Origin of the sequence: Salinivibrio sp. SS3, assembly GCF_001722105.1 — a bacterium.
In the GTDB taxonomy this organism is placed as follows: Bacteria; Pseudomonadota; Gammaproteobacteria; order Enterobacterales; family Vibrionaceae; genus Salinivibrio; species Salinivibrio kushneri.
This window is the reverse complement of sequence record NZ_MEBQ01000023.1, coordinates 20,836-35,824: the sequence shown is the minus strand read 5'-3', so window position 1 is coordinate 35,824 and position 14,989 is coordinate 20,836. Positions and strand designations below refer to the sequence as shown.

General features: G+C 50.8%; 10 protein-coding genes. 3 read left to right on the top strand and 7 right to left on the bottom strand.

Annotated elements, in window-relative coordinates; all coding sequences use genetic code 11:
* Position 1: 1 nt before the first annotated feature.
* A complete protein-coding gene (gene hrpA / locus BGL48_RS09390; RefSeq protein ID WP_069362388.1) occupies positions 2-3,838 on the bottom strand; it encodes an ATP-dependent RNA helicase HrpA in 3,837 nt (1,278 codons plus the stop codon).
* 329 nt (positions 3,839-4,167) lie between these two features.
* On the opposite strand from hrpA, the gene BGL48_RS09385 reads away from it, so the two are divergent.
* Positions 4,168-4,632, top strand: coding sequence for a TerB family tellurite resistance protein (locus BGL48_RS09385; protein WP_069362387.1), 465 nt, complete (start codon positions 4,168-4,170; stop codon positions 4,630-4,632).
* A gap of 18 nt (positions 4,633-4,650) precedes the next feature.
* Here the strand turns inward: BGL48_RS09385 and btuD are convergent, their stop codons facing one another.
* From btuD to pheS, 6 genes are all read right to left on the bottom strand, one after another.
* Positions 4,651-5,424: a vitamin B12 ABC transporter ATP-binding protein BtuD gene (btuD, locus tag BGL48_RS09380; protein WP_102505287.1), complete on the bottom strand. Its 774-nt coding sequence runs from the start codon at positions 5,422-5,424 to the stop codon at positions 4,651-4,653.
* A complete protein-coding gene (btuC, locus tag BGL48_RS09375) occupies positions 5,421-6,404 on the bottom strand; it encodes a vitamin B12 ABC transporter permease BtuC (RefSeq protein ID WP_069362386.1) in 984 nt (327 codons plus the stop codon). Before btuC ends, btuD begins: the two co-directional genes overlap by 4 nt.
* Positions 6,405-6,466: 62 nt before the next feature.
* The gene (locus tag BGL48_RS09370; RefSeq protein ID WP_069362385.1) at positions 6,467-7,507 is read right to left on the bottom strand and encodes a succinylglutamate desuccinylase; all 1,041 of its coding nucleotides are present in this window, start codon (positions 7,505-7,507) and stop codon (positions 6,467-6,469) included.
* A gap of 170 nt (positions 7,508-7,677) precedes the next feature.
* Positions 7,678-7,974 (bottom strand): integration host factor subunit alpha, encoded by a 297-nt coding sequence (ihfA, locus tag BGL48_RS09365; protein ID WP_069362384.1) that lies wholly within the window; start codon positions 7,972-7,974, stop codon positions 7,678-7,680.
* Positions 7,975-8,379: 405 nt separating this feature from the next.
* Positions 8,380-10,782 (bottom strand): phenylalanine--tRNA ligase subunit beta, encoded by a 2,403-nt coding sequence (gene pheT / locus BGL48_RS09360; RefSeq protein ID WP_069362383.1) that lies wholly within the window; start codon positions 10,780-10,782, stop codon positions 8,380-8,382.
* 19 nt (positions 10,783-10,801) lie between these two features.
* Positions 10,802-11,785, bottom strand: coding sequence for a phenylalanine--tRNA ligase subunit alpha (gene pheS, locus BGL48_RS09355; protein WP_069362382.1), 984 nt, complete (start codon positions 11,783-11,785; stop codon positions 10,802-10,804).
* A gap of 443 nt (positions 11,786-12,228) precedes the next feature.
* On the opposite strand from pheS, the gene BGL48_RS09350 reads away from it, so the two are divergent.
* Both BGL48_RS09350 and BGL48_RS09345 read left to right on the top strand, forming a co-directional pair.
* Positions 12,229-13,257, top strand: a complete 1,029-nt coding sequence (locus BGL48_RS09350; protein WP_069362381.1) for a lipoate--protein ligase — start codon at positions 12,229-12,231, stop codon at positions 13,255-13,257.
* Positions 13,258-13,579: 322 nt separating this feature from the next.
* Positions 13,580-14,968 carry a peptide MFS transporter gene (locus BGL48_RS09345; RefSeq protein WP_069362380.1) on the top strand — a complete coding sequence of 463 codons (1,389 nt, stop codon included), beginning with the start codon at positions 13,580-13,582 and terminating at the stop codon, positions 14,966-14,968.
* Positions 14,969-14,989 lie beyond the last annotated feature (21 nt).

Sequence of the window (14,989 nt, the reverse complement as noted above, 5' to 3'; positions counted from 1 at the left end):
GTTATATCGCCGCAATGGCGTTTTTAATCCGCTTATCCGAGACGGGGTAAGGCGTGCCGAGTTGTTGCGCGAAATAGCTCACGCGCAGCTCTTCAATCATCCAACGAATCGCTTTTACTTCATCAGGTATGGGCTTGCCTTTAGGGATCTTATTTAGCAATGCTTTATACTCGTTCATCACAGACTCTATCTTGAGCATGTGGTTGCGATCGCGGGTAGGATCCACGGGGAGCTTTTCCAATCGACGCTCGATCGCTTTCATATAGCGCAGAATATCGGGTAAGCGTTGCCAGCCTGATTCGGTGGCAAAGCCCTTGTAAATCAGCCCTTCTAGTTGGGCTTTGATATCCGACATCGCAAACGCCATCGAGAGATCCACTTTACCTTTGAGCTTTTTGTTGATATTGAACGCGTGCGTCAATATTTGTTCGACCTGTTGCGCGATATCCACGACGGTATCGCCTAGCTCCGCACGCACCGTCTCTTTAAGCGCCTCAAATGCTTGCGCCTCCCAGGTTAAGCCGCCGTGTTGCGCAATGAGCTTATCTACGCCACAGGCGATGCAATCATCGATCAAATCCAACACACGGCCATATGGATTAAAATACAGACCGAGTTTCGACTTGTTGGGCAAATGCGCATGTAGATATTTAATTGGCGATGGCACATTGAGCAAGATCAGCCGACGTTGACCCGCTTGCATGGCTTTTTGTTGCTGGTATTCGGTTTCGAACAGACGAATCGCCACACTGTCTTTTTCATCCACCAAGGCCGGATAGGCTTTGACTTCAAAGCCATGCTTTTTCTGCTGATAACGCTGAGGCAATGCCCCAAAGCTCCATTGGGTGATCCCTTGCTGCTCAATATCATCGTCCGCGACATCCGATAAGGTCGCTTGTACTTTGTCTTTTAGCGAGACTTTGAGTGTGTTTAAGTCTTCGCTTTCAGCCAAGATGCGGTTTTTATCATCCACAACGCGGAACTGGATACGCAAATGCTCGGGGAGCTGACTGAAGCTCCAACTGTCACGGTCAATGGTGACACCTGACATCTGCTTTAAGGCTTTTTCCATGCTATCGAGCAAGGGCGCTTCCATGGGCGTCACCCGCTGTAAGATCGCATCGGCATAGTTTGGTGCGGGTACAAAGTTACGGCGTAACGGTTTGGGTAGCGATTTAATCAGCGCGACAATCAGCTCGTGACGTAGCCCGGGGACGTGCCAGTCAAACCCTTCTTCTGATACCTGATTGAGGATCGGCAACGGGATATGCACCGTCACCCCATCGTGGTCTTGGCCGGGTTCAAATTGGTAGCTCAGTTTGAGTTTCAAGTTGCCTTGATACCAAAAGTTGGGGTAATCCAGCTCCGTGACATGGCTGGCGTCGCCTTGCAATAGCGTGGCTTTTTCAAAGTTGAGCAGGTCGGGATTGTCTTGACGTGCCTTTTTCCACCAGGTATCGAAGTGACGCCCACTGACCACACTGTGATCGAGGCGCTGATCGTAAAAGTCGAACAAGGTATCGTCGTCTGCCAAAATATCGCGCCGGCGAGATTTGAGCTCGAGCTCTTCCACTTCCGCCAACAGCTTTTTGTTTTGGTGGAAAAAGGCATGCTTGGTTTGCCAATCTCCCTCAACCAATGCCGAACGAATAAACAGTTCACGGCTGAGCACCGGATCGATGGCGCCATAATTGACTTTACGGCTCGCCACAATCGGGATCCCATATAGCGTCACTTTCTCACTGGCCATCACCGCCGCTTGCTTGCGTGACCAATGTGGCTCACTGTAGCTGCGCTTAATCAAATGCTGCGCCAGTGGCTCCACCCATTCGGGTTGGATACGCGCGACAATTCGCCCCCAAAGTTTGGAGGTTTCAACCAGCTCGGCCACCATCACCCATTTAGGCTGCTTTTTGAAAAGCCCAGAGCCGGGGAAAATATGGAACCGTGCATTCCGAGCGCCTTGGTATTCATTCTTTTCTTGGTCTTTCAGGCCAATGTGGCTCAATAGCCCGGCAAGCAGTGCCATATGAATGGCCTGATAACTGGCGGGCTCTTGGTTAAATTGCACCTTCTGCTCTTTCATCACCTGGGTGATTTGATAGTGGACGTCTTGCCACTCTCTTACGCGCAAGTAATTGAGGTAGTCTTTTTTACACTGCTTACGGAACTGGTTGTTCGATAGCGCTTTTTGCTGCTCTTTGACGTAATCCCAAAGGTTTACATAGGCCAAAAAGTCCGATTCTTTATCGGCAAAACGACGATGTTTTTCATCCGCTTGTTGCTGCTTATCCGCAGGTCGTTCACGCGGATCTTGGATTGCCAAGGCCGCGGCAATCACCATCACCTCATGTAAGGCACCATGCTTAGGTGCCTCAATCACCATGCGTGCCAAACGCGGGTCAATCGGCAGTTTGGCCAAGGTCTTACCGATGGCGGTCAGTTTACGTTTGTCGGTGGCTTGGCCGGGCTTAATCGCGCCCAGCTCTTCAAGCAAGCGGACACCATCTTTAATATGACGGCTGTCAGGCGGTTGAACGAACGGAAAGGCTTGAATATCACCGAGCCCTAGTGCCGTCATTTGCAAGATAACGGAGGCTAGATTCGTCCGCAAAATTTCTGGATCGGTAAATTCCGGACGGCCTAAAAAGTCCTCTTCGCTATACAGACGCACACAAATGCCTTCCGACACACGGCCACAGCGTCCTTTACGCTGATTAGCACTGGCCTGTGAAATCGGCTCAATCGGCAGTCGCTGCACCTTGGTCCGGTAGCTATAGCGAGAAATCCGCGCCGTGCCGGGATCAATCACATACTTAATGCCCGGTACGGTTAGTGAGGTCTCGGCGACGTTGGTGGCCAATACAATCCGGCGCCCCGAGTGAGATTGGAATACACGGTTTTGCTCGCCAGCAGAAAGCCTTGCGTACAAGGGCAAAATCTCGGTATCGCGCAGTTGACGGCGCTGAAGGTGCTCAGCGGTGTCGCGAATTTCACGCTCACCGTTCATAAAAATCAGGATATCACCCGGCCCTTCCTGACACAGTTCATCGACCGCATCGCTGATCGCTTCCAGCTGGTCACGATCGCTATCGTCCTCTTCCACTAATGGACGGTAGCGCACTTCCACCGGATACGTTCGGCCAGACACCTCAATCATGGGGGCATTATTGAAATGCTTAGAAAAACGCTCAGGATCGATGGTTGCCGAGGTAATGATAACTTTGAGATCGGGGCGCTTAGGCAATAAATCGCGCAAATAGCCGAGAATAAAATCGATGTTTAGGCTGCGCTCGTGGGCTTCGTCGATAATGATGCAGTCGTACTGATTCAGATACCGATCGTGCTGAATTTCGGCCAGCAAGATCCCGTCCGTCATCAGTTTGACTTGCGTCGACTCTGAGACTTTGTCGTTGAAGCGCACTTTATAGCCCACGCTGCTGCCTAACTCGACGTCAAGCTCTTCAGCAATCCGTGAGGCGACCGAGCGCGCAGCCAAGCGACGTGGCTGAGTGTGACCTATGGTACCGGCGACACCTAGCCCAAGTTCCATACAAATTTTGGGCAGCTGAGTGGTTTTACCTGAGCCCGTTTCCCCCGCGATGATCACCACTTGGTTATTCGCGATTGCCTCGGCAATGTCATCTTTCTTTTGGCTGACTGGCAATGCTTCTGGATAGCGAACGGTTGGCGCATTGGCACGACGGGCAAGCACACGCTGCATACTCTGCGCCATTTCCGCGGCGATTTGGTCGTACACCGCCTGTTTGGCGTCGTCTTTTTTGATTTTTTGCGCGCCGTGGATGCGCTTTTTAAAACGAAAACGGTCTTGCAGCATACAATCGTTTAGCGCTGCAAACAGTGTCTCTGGCGTGTTGTGATGACGTGAACTCAAGGCGATTCCTGCTTACTGCTTAATCTTTTAAGGCGTTTATCAGTGTCACAGCCGATAAATAAGGTTGATTGGTGTCGCATCCTATCACAAAGTAAAAAGAATCAAAGCGGGATGGGTGAGGCTGCGTGTCATTGAGTGACCCACCCTCTATACCATGCCGGTAATAAGTAAACGCTGAGCGCATTTGCGACGTATTGTCTAGCAAATGGCCAAACCGCGACAGTGTCTGAATAAAACAATCACAATTTCGCTCCGCAGTGAGGAGAGTGACCATGCTTAAACAACTACTGAATAAGTTAGAGTCGGCGCTGAACGCTGATATAGGACAATCGGGTCAGCAAGCGGGGCTATCCCTCCACCAAGCGATGGCGGGGCTATTAAGTGAAGTGGCGATGGCCGATCACGATATCGACGAGCGCGAGAAGGCAACGAAACGTGATCGAATATGCCAGCTCCTTTCCCTGGACACCGCACAAGCTGAGCAATTGTTGGACGATGCAAGGCAACACAGTGAGCATGCGACCTCGCTGTATGAATATACGGATAAACTGCGCGATCTTGACCCACAAGCGCGGATAGCCCTAATCGAGGCGATGTGGTCGGTGGCATATGCTGACGAGAACATTGATCCGCTCGAGGAAGCGGTGATCCGTAAAACCGCTGAGCTACTTTATGTGGATCATGCCGAGTTTATTCGCGCCAAGCTTAATGTGATTGAAAACGACGACGAAAGCTAGTTTTTAAGATATTCACACTCATGCCGAAGACGCGCGCATGATCACCGGGCCATTGGCGGTCGATACTTGCTCTAGCGGGGTGGCAAAAACATCTGAAAGCAGCTGATCGGTCAATACTGCCTTCGGTGGGCCAAGCGAAACAATACGCCCTTGTTGAAGCACCACCACCGTATCCGCGTGCTCAAGGGTACGGTTTAAGTCGTGATTGGCCATGATAATCGCAATCTCCTGCTCTCGCGCCAAGGCGGTTATTTCTTGATAAATCACCGCCTGTTGCGCGACATCGAGCCCAGTTGACGGCTCATCTAGCAACAGTAAACACGCATGTGGATTTAACGCTTTTGAGACTTGCAATAAAACGCCCGCCAAACGCACCCGCTGCCACTCACCGCCCGATAAGCTGTCTATTCTTCGGTGGAGCTTGTCGCTGATGGCCAAGCGAGACACCACGTCAGCGACGGCCTTGTCGCGAATCTCACCGGTTGCCAATTGCACACTATCGAGCACTAGGTTGAGATATTCAAATACCGCCATGACAAACGCGGGGCGCTGTTGTTGCATCAGGTATCCCCGCACTTGCGCCAAATCGTATCGGGTTTGTCCTGATACCGGTTGCCCTTGCAGCCAAACACTCCCCGATTGCGGCACTTCCAAGCCCGACAAGAGTTCCAGTAACGTGCTTTTACCACTTCCGTTGGGGCCGATAAGGTGTACCACTTGCCCGGCCTCAACCGATAAAGATATCGGCAGCAGACGTGGTGCTAAGCTTAAGTCTTTAGCGTCAACGATCATCCCGCCCTCACCAACATCCAAATAAATAATGGCGCACCAAGCACACTGGTCACTACCCCCACCGGCAGTTCCGCTGAGGGAAGAATAAGTCGGCCAACGGTATCGGCGCTGACCAATAATAGCGCCCCTACCAACGCAGACATGGGTAATAAGGTACGATTACGGCTACCGAGCCAAAGGCGTAAGTAGTGCGGAACAATGAGGCCAATAAAGCCAATAACACCCGCCACAGCCACAGACACCCCGACTAAAACGCTAATTAAGGCGATCAATTGCCAACGTAGTTGATGTGTGTCTAGCCCTAATTGCTGCGCCTGAGACTCGCCGAGCATAAGCTGGTCAAGCTTATGCCCGTATCGCCACAATAGTGCAATACAAGGTAAGGTCATTGTCAGTATACCCACATGCTCCAATCGCATGCCGGACAGCGATCCCATTAACCAAACCATTAATTGGCGCAAATTAAAGTCAGTGCTGAAGTAAAACGCCAAGGTGACGCCTGCCCCCGCCAAAATGCTAAGCGCAACACCGACCAATAAAATGCGAGCCGTCGCTAGAGCGCGACGGGCTAATATCACTAATATAAAGGTAAACAAGCTCGCGCCCAACATGGCAGCGACGGCCATACTGCCACTCGACGCCCAAGCCGGCGCGAGCAACAACAGTAAGACCACGGCGATGCTTGCGCCGCCGGAAATGCCTAAGACACCTGGCTCCGCCAGTGGGTTACCCAATAGCACTTGTAGACTTGCCCCAGCCATCGCCAGTGAGGCGCCTATCATCACACTGACTAGCACACGAGGGAGGCGAAGTTGTAGGAGTAACTGCTGCTCTAATGTTGAGCCGGGCGCAAAAGGATTGATCCACATTTCGCCCACACTCAGTGCAAGCCCACACACCAACAAAAGCAAAGCCGAGAAAGTAAGTAACGCGCGCCGCCAACGGCTCTGTTGGCGGGCGGTAAGTTCTGACACTCGCATGCGTCATCCATTAAACCAATACTGCGACGCACTTTACCGACTGATTCCCCGCTTGAAAAGCGCTACGCCGAGGCTTTTTGTGGTGCGTGCACATAGATCGGTTGATTGACAGTGGGCTCAAAGGGGGTGGCGAGTAACCCAGCCCGATGACCAACGTGGACATTGGCATTGGGAAAGATCACCACTTCTCCCTCATGCTCGGCATAGACTTCTTGTCCCTTGTCGGTGGCCAATAATGCCCCCTGCTCGAACGGTGTAAAGTTTTTAGCCGACGAGGGAAAAGTGAGCGCGAACTGATCGGTGTGCTTGGTCAAGGTTCGCGTCACACGGTAAAAGCCCATCGGCGCTAATTCAGTCGGTAATGTGGCGGCTTTGAGTAAGCCTCGTAAGGTGCGATCAAGCGGCTCGTACTCACGCATATCATTTTCAAACAATGGCGCGACCCGGCCCATTTCTAAGGTGGCAGCCAGCGCACCGTGGTGGTTGGCGCTATACCAACTAAAGGTGGGTGATGGCGATTGGGAAAGGACAGTGGCATCCATTTTGGCGTCATTGAGTAATGCGGCCAGTGGACGTACATCTCTCGCGGTCGGCGTGGTTGGGATCACGCCAAACATATAATGGTAGGACTCGCGAATCGCACTGTGTAAATCAAGATGCCAACGGGTCATGTCGTCTGACTGGGCGGTAAAAAAGTCACTCACTGCTTTTTGCAACTGGTTAGCAAGATAGTGCTCTTCATTCTTTTCTTCATTCCAGCCACCAAAGAGACGATTAAGGTTATCTTCAATAAAGCGAGTGTGCGCTTTAATCGCTTCGGCATGACCAATAATCAGTAATAGCGGCACATTGGGGATAAATTGCTCTGACAAGATATCGGCGAGTAGCCGGTCAATAAGCTCGATGGGCGCGGTTTCGTCACCATGAATGCCTGATGACAATACGACGCAACGCGAAACCTTGGCGACGTCGGGCTGTATCGAAATAATACCGGGAGCACTGTGATTGACGGTGAGCGAGCCCACTCGCCATGAGTCTGGCGTAAAGGCATGGGGGGCGGTGAGTGCGGCATCAATAAAGGCACCTGGGCGTGCTGTCAGCATAATGCTTCCTTTTATTACAACTAGACAACAAAACGTTACAGCGAGATAACCAATAAACCCAGTGTTTTCCCTTCACAATGTGATCATGTATAGACAAATTAAAAAGCCGTGGCACATCGGCACACGACTTTCTAGTGTGGTATCGTCACCACTGTCGGGGTCACGCAGCGTTATTGTTCAACGTCTGCATTTTCAACTCGCGCTTTGAGTTTCTGGCCAGGTCGAAATGTCACGACGCGGCGCGCCGTGATCGGAATATCTTCCCCTGTTTTGGGATTTCGACCGGGACGTTCATTCTTGTCTCGCAAGTCGAAGTTACCAAACCCTGATAACTTGACCTGTTCGCCACTTTCGAGCGCTTTCCGAACTTCTTCGAAAAACACCTCGACTGTCTCCTTGGCGTCCCGTTTGCTAATCCCGATATTTTCAAACAGGTTCTCAGCCAAATCGGCCTTAGTGAGCGCCATAGGTTTTTCCCTCAAGAATTGTTGAACACATATGCAATACCGCAGTATCGACACCACCATTCTACACTTGACCCATACGTCTTTAGCCCTTGTATTTTAGGGATATTTGCAGGCCAGCTCAAAACAAGTGTAAGCCAACTGGCTGATTTGCGCCAACTTTTTTACATTAAAAAATCACGAGCAATGTCCAAAAAATTGACCTTTTAAACCAAGGTGTTACAAGCGTTTTCTTAACCAGCATAGGTCATAGACTACTAAGCCGCTTAATATTAGGCTTTTTTATCAATATTTGAACACTTACTCATCAAATATAGTGAATTTATTTAGTTTTTCAAATGGATAGATGTTAGGCCATTTAGGCATAAAAAAAGCAGCATTTCCGCTGCTTTTTGGGATGACGTTAGCTTAATCACGCAAGGTAACGCCTAATTTCTCTGATAAATGGCTAACAACACCAGACACGGCATCATTGATATCGGCTTCCTCAAGCGTGCGCGCATCAGATTGCAAGGTCAGTGCGATTGCCAAGCTCTTCTTGCCCTCTTCCACACCTTTGCCAGTGTAAAGGTCGAAAAGCTGTGCGTCCTTAAGCAATGGGTTGCCGCTTTGCAAACACGCGTCTACCACATCGCCCGAAGCAAGCGATTGATCGGCAATCACCGCAATATCACGGCGGTTGGCAGGGAATTTCGACAGCCCTGCCGCTTCGGGAATAAAGCGTTCGTCAATGGCTTGCCACTCCAGCTCAAACACCACCGTTCGGCCATTTAAGCCAAACTCACGCTCAAGCTCAGGATGCAAGGTACCAATGTGACCCACTACTTTGCCGTCAAACTCGATCGCGGCAGTTTGACCTGGGTGCATCGCAGGATGGGATGCTGACACGAAACGGAAGTCTTTCAACTTACCGGTGAGTTCCAGTACCGCTTCTAGGTCGCCTTTCAAATCAAAAAAGTCAACGGTTGCGCTTGCCAGATCCCAATGCTCTTCACTACCAGGGCCTGCAATCACACCCGCAAGCATGCTCTCTTGGCGAATGCTCGATTGACGAACGGTCCCACCGGTGTCACCTTCCGGGGTAAAGCGTAAGCCAAATTCAAACAAGCGCACACGAGGCTGCTGACGTTTTTGGTTATAAGCCACCGTGTTTAAAAGCCCAGGAAGCAAGCTCAGGCGCATGGCTGACATGTCCGCAGAGATTGGGCTTGGCAGGATCAGTGGCTCAACATCGGGAACAATCAGCGCTTGCTGTTTAGGTTCAACAAAGCTGTAGGTAATCGCCTCGTGGAAGCCACGGTCAACCAATAAGTCGCGGACACGTTTCAGTGGCATCGCTGCCTCTTTGTATTCGCGCATAGCCAGTGCCGCTTTAGGCGCACGGGTTGGAATGTTGTCGTAGCCGTAAATACGCCCGACTTCCTCAATCAAATCCTGCTCAATGGCAATATCAAAACGCCAGCTAGGTGCCGTTGCTTGCCAGCCCTTCTCCGTTTCTGTTACCGCACACCCTAGACGGGACAAAATAGCTTGTACATCACTGTTATCGATAGAATGACCCAACAGGCCATCTAACTTTTCACGGCGGAGGGTGACAGTGTCACGAGTTGGCAGTGTTTCTGTTGACTCAGCGGTAATAATCTCTCCCGCTTCACCACCACAAATCGCTAAAAGCAGTTCAGTCGCCCGCTCCATCGCCGCCGCTTGTAACGCTGGGTCGACGCCACGTTCAAAACGGTGGGAAGAGTCGGTGTGCAAACCATAGCTACGCGCACGGCCGCGGATCACGTCAGGGGCAAAAAACGCCGACTCGAGCAAGATATCTTGGGTGTCGGTGGTGACGCCAGAGTCTTGCCCGCCAAAGATCCCGGCCATCGCCAAGGCTTTTTTCTCATCCGCGATCACCAATGTCTGGGCGTTAAGGGTTGCTTCGTTGCCATCCAGCAGTGTGAGGGTTTCACCCTCTTCTGCCATGCGTACCACAATGCCACCCTCAAGCTTGCTAAGATCAAAGGCGTGCATCGGCTGACCTTGCTCAAGCATCACATAGTTAGTGACATCCACCACAGGGTCGATAGCGCGAATGCCACTGCGGCGCAGTTTCTCTTGCATCCACAACGGGGTCTGTGCATTAAGATCGACGTTTTTTACCACACGCCCTAAATAACGTGGGCACGCTTGCGGCGCATCAATGCGCACCGATACCTTGTCTTCAATGCTGGCCGCAACCGGTGTGATGCTCGGTTCAGTGACATCAGCGCGGTTCAATACGCCGACTTCACGTGCCAAACCATGCAGGCTTAAACAATCAGCACGGTTCGGGGTCAAATCAACATCGATGGTGACATCGTTTAGCGCGAGGTAATCACGAATGTCGGTACCAATTGGCGCGTCGGCAGGCAGCTCGATAATGCCGTCTGATTCCACATCAATACCCAGCTCAGTAAAGGAGCACAGCATACCGAAGGATGGTTGACCACGCAGCTTCGCTTTTTTGATTTTGAAGTCACCGGGTAATACGGCGCCCACCATCGCGACCGCGACTTTCAAGCCTTGACGACAGTTAGGTGCCCCACAAACGATATCAAGCAATTCATCGTCGCCGACATTGATTTTGGTAACACGCAGTTTGTCTGCATCTGGGTGTTGGCCACACTCAACCACTTCACCCACAACGACACCGCTAAAGTCGCCAGCAACGGGTGCAATTTCATCGACTTCAAGGCCGGCCATGGTGATCTGATGGGCCAGCGCGTCGGTGTCGTTTGCTGGATTTACCCACTCTCTCAACCAAGATTCACTGAATTTCATTATTACCTTGCCCCACTGATTACTTAAATTGTTTCAAAAAGCGCAGATCGTTCTCAAAGAACGCACGGAGATCATTCACGCCATAACGCAACATAGTCAGGCGCTCTACGCCAATACCAAAGGCAAAGCCTTGATATTCCTCTGGATCGATATTCACCGCACGTAGTACATTCGGGTGAACCATGCCGCAGCCTAAGATCTCCAGCCATTTTCCGCCTTTGCGGCGCACATCAACTTCGGCAGAAGGCTCAGTGAATGGGAAGTAAGAGGGACGGAAACGCACTTCTAGATCTTCCTCGAAAAAGTTGCGCAAGAAGTCATTGAGGATCCCTTTGAGATCAGCAAAGGTGATGTCTTTATCGACCAATAATCCTTCCACTTGGTGGAACATCGGGGTATGCGTTTGGTCGTAGTCATTACGATAAACGCGACCGGGGGCAATAATACGGAATGGAGGTTTACCCGCTTCCATGGTACGGATCTGCACGCCAGAGGTGTGCGTACGCAACATCAAATCAGGGTTAAAGAAGAAAGTATCGTGGTCGGTACGCGCAGGATGATCAGGGGCGATATTCAGCGCATCAAAGTTATGAAAACCATCTTCAATCTCTGGCCCGGACGCAACAGAGAAACCCAACTCACCGAAAAATTGCTCAATACGTTCAATGGTGCGCGTCACGGGGTGAATACCACCGTTTTCAATACGACGGCCCGGCAAGCTTACGTCAATGGTTTCTGCGGCAAGCTTCGCTTCCAACTCGGCGCGCTCAAGTGCGTTTTTACGCTCAGCAATCGCTTGTTGTACGGTTTGCTTGGCTTGGTTAATCGTTTGACCCGCTTCGCGGCGCTCTTCCGGTGGCAGTTTGCCCAACGCCTGTAATTGTGCGGTTAGCTCGCCTTTCTTTCCTAGGAATTTAACCCGGACTTCATCCAATGCAGCCACAGAGGCGGCATCGGCCACCGCACTGGTTGCATTCGCAAGAATTTCTTCTAATTGTTGCATTGTTTCCTCGTCGACCCGTTGGGCAGTCCAAATCAGGTAGGTGCGTGACAATACCTGCTGACATCATGGTTTCACCCATTGTCTGAGCAAACTGACAGAGTCGCCTCAATAATACGCCTCAATGCCAATTGACTGAGAGAACAGGTAATAAATTGACCTTACATACTAATTAATGCCACGACTAATGCCAAACGCTAAACAGCATTTACGCTATTTTTCCTCGCCATCCGGTCACGTGTGGCGTCATTTTGATGGCAGATTGGTCATTCAGCGCGTTAATGCGGTAAAAATCGAGCCTGTTAGCGCTGATTGAATAACTCGCTAAGCATTGTTTGATATTCTAGCGTCTATATTGATTGCCGAACGAGCTTGTGTGGCAACAATCCAGTTGGTCCGCGCTCGCGTTTGCCGAATAATTTGTTTACCGAATACTTGGAGCCAGTATGCAAGACACTAGTCGCCCTTTACGTGTGTTTGTTTCGACGTCCACTCACCCTTGGTTCAATCTGGCCGTGGAAGACACCATATTTCGTACGATGTCGGCACAGCAGAACGTCCTGTTCCTATGGCGTAATGACAATACGGTGGTTATTGGACGCGGTCAAAACCCATGGCGCGAGTGTAATACGCGCAAAATGGAGCAAGATGCTGTGGTGTTGGCGAGACGCCAAAGCGGTGGAGGCGCGGTGTTTCATGACTTGGGCAACACCAATTTTACCTTTATGGCAGGTAAGCCGGGCTATGATAAGTCAGTGTCCACCCAAATCGTCCTTGATGCGCTGAAAACGCTCGGGATCAGTGCCTCAGCCAGTGGCCGAAATGATCTCACCATGGACACGCCCGACGGCCCAAGAAAAGTATCGGGCTCTGCCTACAAAGAGGCTAAAGATCGCGGCTTTCACCACGGTACGCTCTTGATTAATGCCAACTTGTCGCGACTGGGTGACTACCTCAACCCTGATCCTAAAAAACTCCAAGCTAAGGGGATTTCATCTGTGCGTGCGCGCGTGGCCAATATCGCTGACTTTGTCCCAGACGTTGATCACCAACGCGTGTGTGACGCGATTAAAACCGCTTTTTTCCGCCATTACGGCCATACCACTGAGGTTGAGTACATTTCCCCCGACGCCAAGCCCGATGTCGAAGGGTTTGACGCTATTTATGAAAAACAGTGCAGTTGGACATGGAATTTTGGTAACAGCCCGCAGTTCATGCATACCTTTGATGAGCGTTTTGAATGGGGAGGGGTTGAGCTGCATTTGGATGTGAAAAATGGAGAAATCATCGATTGCCAGTTATTCACTGACAGTTTAACGCCAGGACCGCTAGAAACCCTGGCCAATCAATTGATCGGACAAGCCTACCATCCAGAAAAACTTTACCAGTTTGTGATGAGCTGGGCTGATGCCGATCAAAGTCACCAAGTTATGTACGAAGATATAGCCCTGTGGTTACGTCAAGCCATCGCCTGATCGCTGAACACCTCTAAAGTGACCTCTATCACATAATCCCCTCTCCTTTGATCCCACGCAAAGACGTTAACGCCTGTCACGTCACTATAGGTGGCAGGTCTACTTTGGTTATATATCCCACAAATAATAGATAGAATATTATTATCCACGCACAAGCGACTTGAATAATAGTTTTTAATTTTGGTAAAAAACCATTACGCTAGTTTTACATATTTTGTTACAAAATACAGGAGACCATTTTACAAAGGCGTTAAGGCCAACACCCTGCACCCGGCTAGCCCCATGCAGACCCAACAATCATTCAACGAATAATTAGATAGTTATGGAAAACCAAAAAACAATACTCGGTCACCCTCGGGGACTGTTCTTACTTTTTGGCACTGAGCTTTGGGAGCGCTTTTCCTACTACGCCATGCGTGCCATCCTCGTCCTTTACTTGACCGATCAAACCATTAACGGTGGTTTAGGCTGGTCAACCAAAGACGCGCTAGAGCTGTATGGCTACTACACTGGCCTCGTCTATATCACGCCACTGATTGGTGGCTGGATTGCCGATAACTTTATTGGCCAACGTCGCGCTGTCGTTGTCGGTGGTGCACTGATGGCAATTGGACAATTCACCTTAGCTTTCCCTGCTCAACAATACGGTTTAGACATTGTCCACACGCTATACGCCGGTCTCGCGTTGCTCATCACCGGTTGCGGCCTGTTAAAACCCAACATTTCGACGATGGTCGGTGACCTTTATGATGAAGGCGATCATCGTCGTGATGGTGCGTTTACCATATTTTATATGGGCATCAACATTGGCTCATTGTTAGCAGGCTTCGTCTCTGGCTCTGTGACCAGCGCTTACGGCTGGCAATATGGCTTCTTTGCCGCCGGTGTGGGTATGGTGTTCAGCTTGCTGATCCAGCTAACCATGGCTAATTCTTGGTTAGGTGAAATAGGCCGAGTCCCAGCCGCACAGCAAGCGCGAGACGCCAATCATTCCAAGACCAATGCCCCACTGACTAAGCAAGAAATCGATCGCCTTAAAGTCATCTTATTGATGGGGTTATTCGTGATTATTTTCTGGGCCGGCTTTGAACAAGCTGGTGGCTTGATGAATATTTATACTCAAGAGTATACGGATCGTATGGTCGGTGGGTTTGAGATACCGGCGGCGTGGTTCCAATCGCTTAATCCTTTTTTCATCATTATTTGTGCACCCATCGCAGCCTCGCTGTGGGTACGCCTTGGCCCTAAAGAGCCCAGTTCGCCTGTGAAGTTTGCGATGGCTTTATTTATGTTGGCGCTTGGGTTCGTGTGCATGATTGGCGCGGTGTTAGAGCAAGGCGGTGATACCGCAGTGAAGACGTCGATGTTTTGGCTAGTGGGCGCGTTCTTCTTCCACACGTTAGGCGAACTTTGCCTCTCGCCGATCGGTTTATCCTTGGTTACTAAGCTCGCGCCGCTACGCTTGGCCTCATTGATGATGGGCGCCTGGTTCGGCTTTAACGCGATTGCCAACTATGTGGCGGGCATCATAGGTTCGCATGTGGGTGATTATGGTGCCTTGGCCATCTTCGGTGGTATCGCGGCAACCGCTGCTATTTCCGGTGTGATCTTACTCGCGCTATCCGGCACGCTGATTCGTTGGATGCACGGCGCTGAGTCTGGTGCCACGCCAAGTGAAGAAATCGAACAACAACAAGTGCAAGTGGCTTAACACGCCCACTTCACCACTGAA

Excerpts from the sequence above, each read along its gene's own strand:
- hrpA (WP_069362388.1), bottom strand. The coding sequence starts at position 3,838 with ATGCTGCAAGACCGTTTTCGTTTTAAAAAGCGCATCCACGGCGCGCAA.
- BGL48_RS09385 (WP_069362387.1), top strand. The coding sequence starts at position 4,168 with ATGCTTAAACAACTACTGAATAAGTTAGAGTCGGCGCTGAACGCTGAT.
- btuD (WP_102505287.1), bottom strand. The coding sequence starts at position 5,424 with ATGATCGTTGACGCTAAAGACTTAAGCTTAGCACCACGTCTGCTGCCG.
- btuC (WP_069362386.1), bottom strand. The coding sequence starts at position 6,404 with ATGCGAGTGTCAGAACTTACCGCCCGCCAACAGAGCCGTTGGCGGCGC.
- BGL48_RS09370 (WP_069362385.1), bottom strand. The coding sequence starts at position 7,507 with ATGCTGACAGCACGCCCAGGTGCCTTTATTGATGCCGCACTCACCGCC.
- ihfA (WP_069362384.1), bottom strand. The coding sequence starts at position 7,974 with ATGGCGCTCACTAAGGCCGATTTGGCTGAGAACCTGTTTGAAAATATC.
- pheT (WP_069362383.1), bottom strand. The coding sequence starts at position 10,782 with ATGAAATTCAGTGAATCTTGGTTGAGAGAGTGGGTAAATCCAGCAAAC.
- pheS (WP_069362382.1), bottom strand. The coding sequence starts at position 11,785 with ATGCAACAATTAGAAGAAATTCTTGCGAATGCAACCAGTGCGGTGGCC.
- BGL48_RS09350 (WP_069362381.1), top strand. The coding sequence starts at position 12,229 with ATGCAAGACACTAGTCGCCCTTTACGTGTGTTTGTTTCGACGTCCACT.
- BGL48_RS09345 (WP_069362380.1), top strand. The coding sequence starts at position 13,580 with ATGGAAAACCAAAAAACAATACTCGGTCACCCTCGGGGACTGTTCTTA.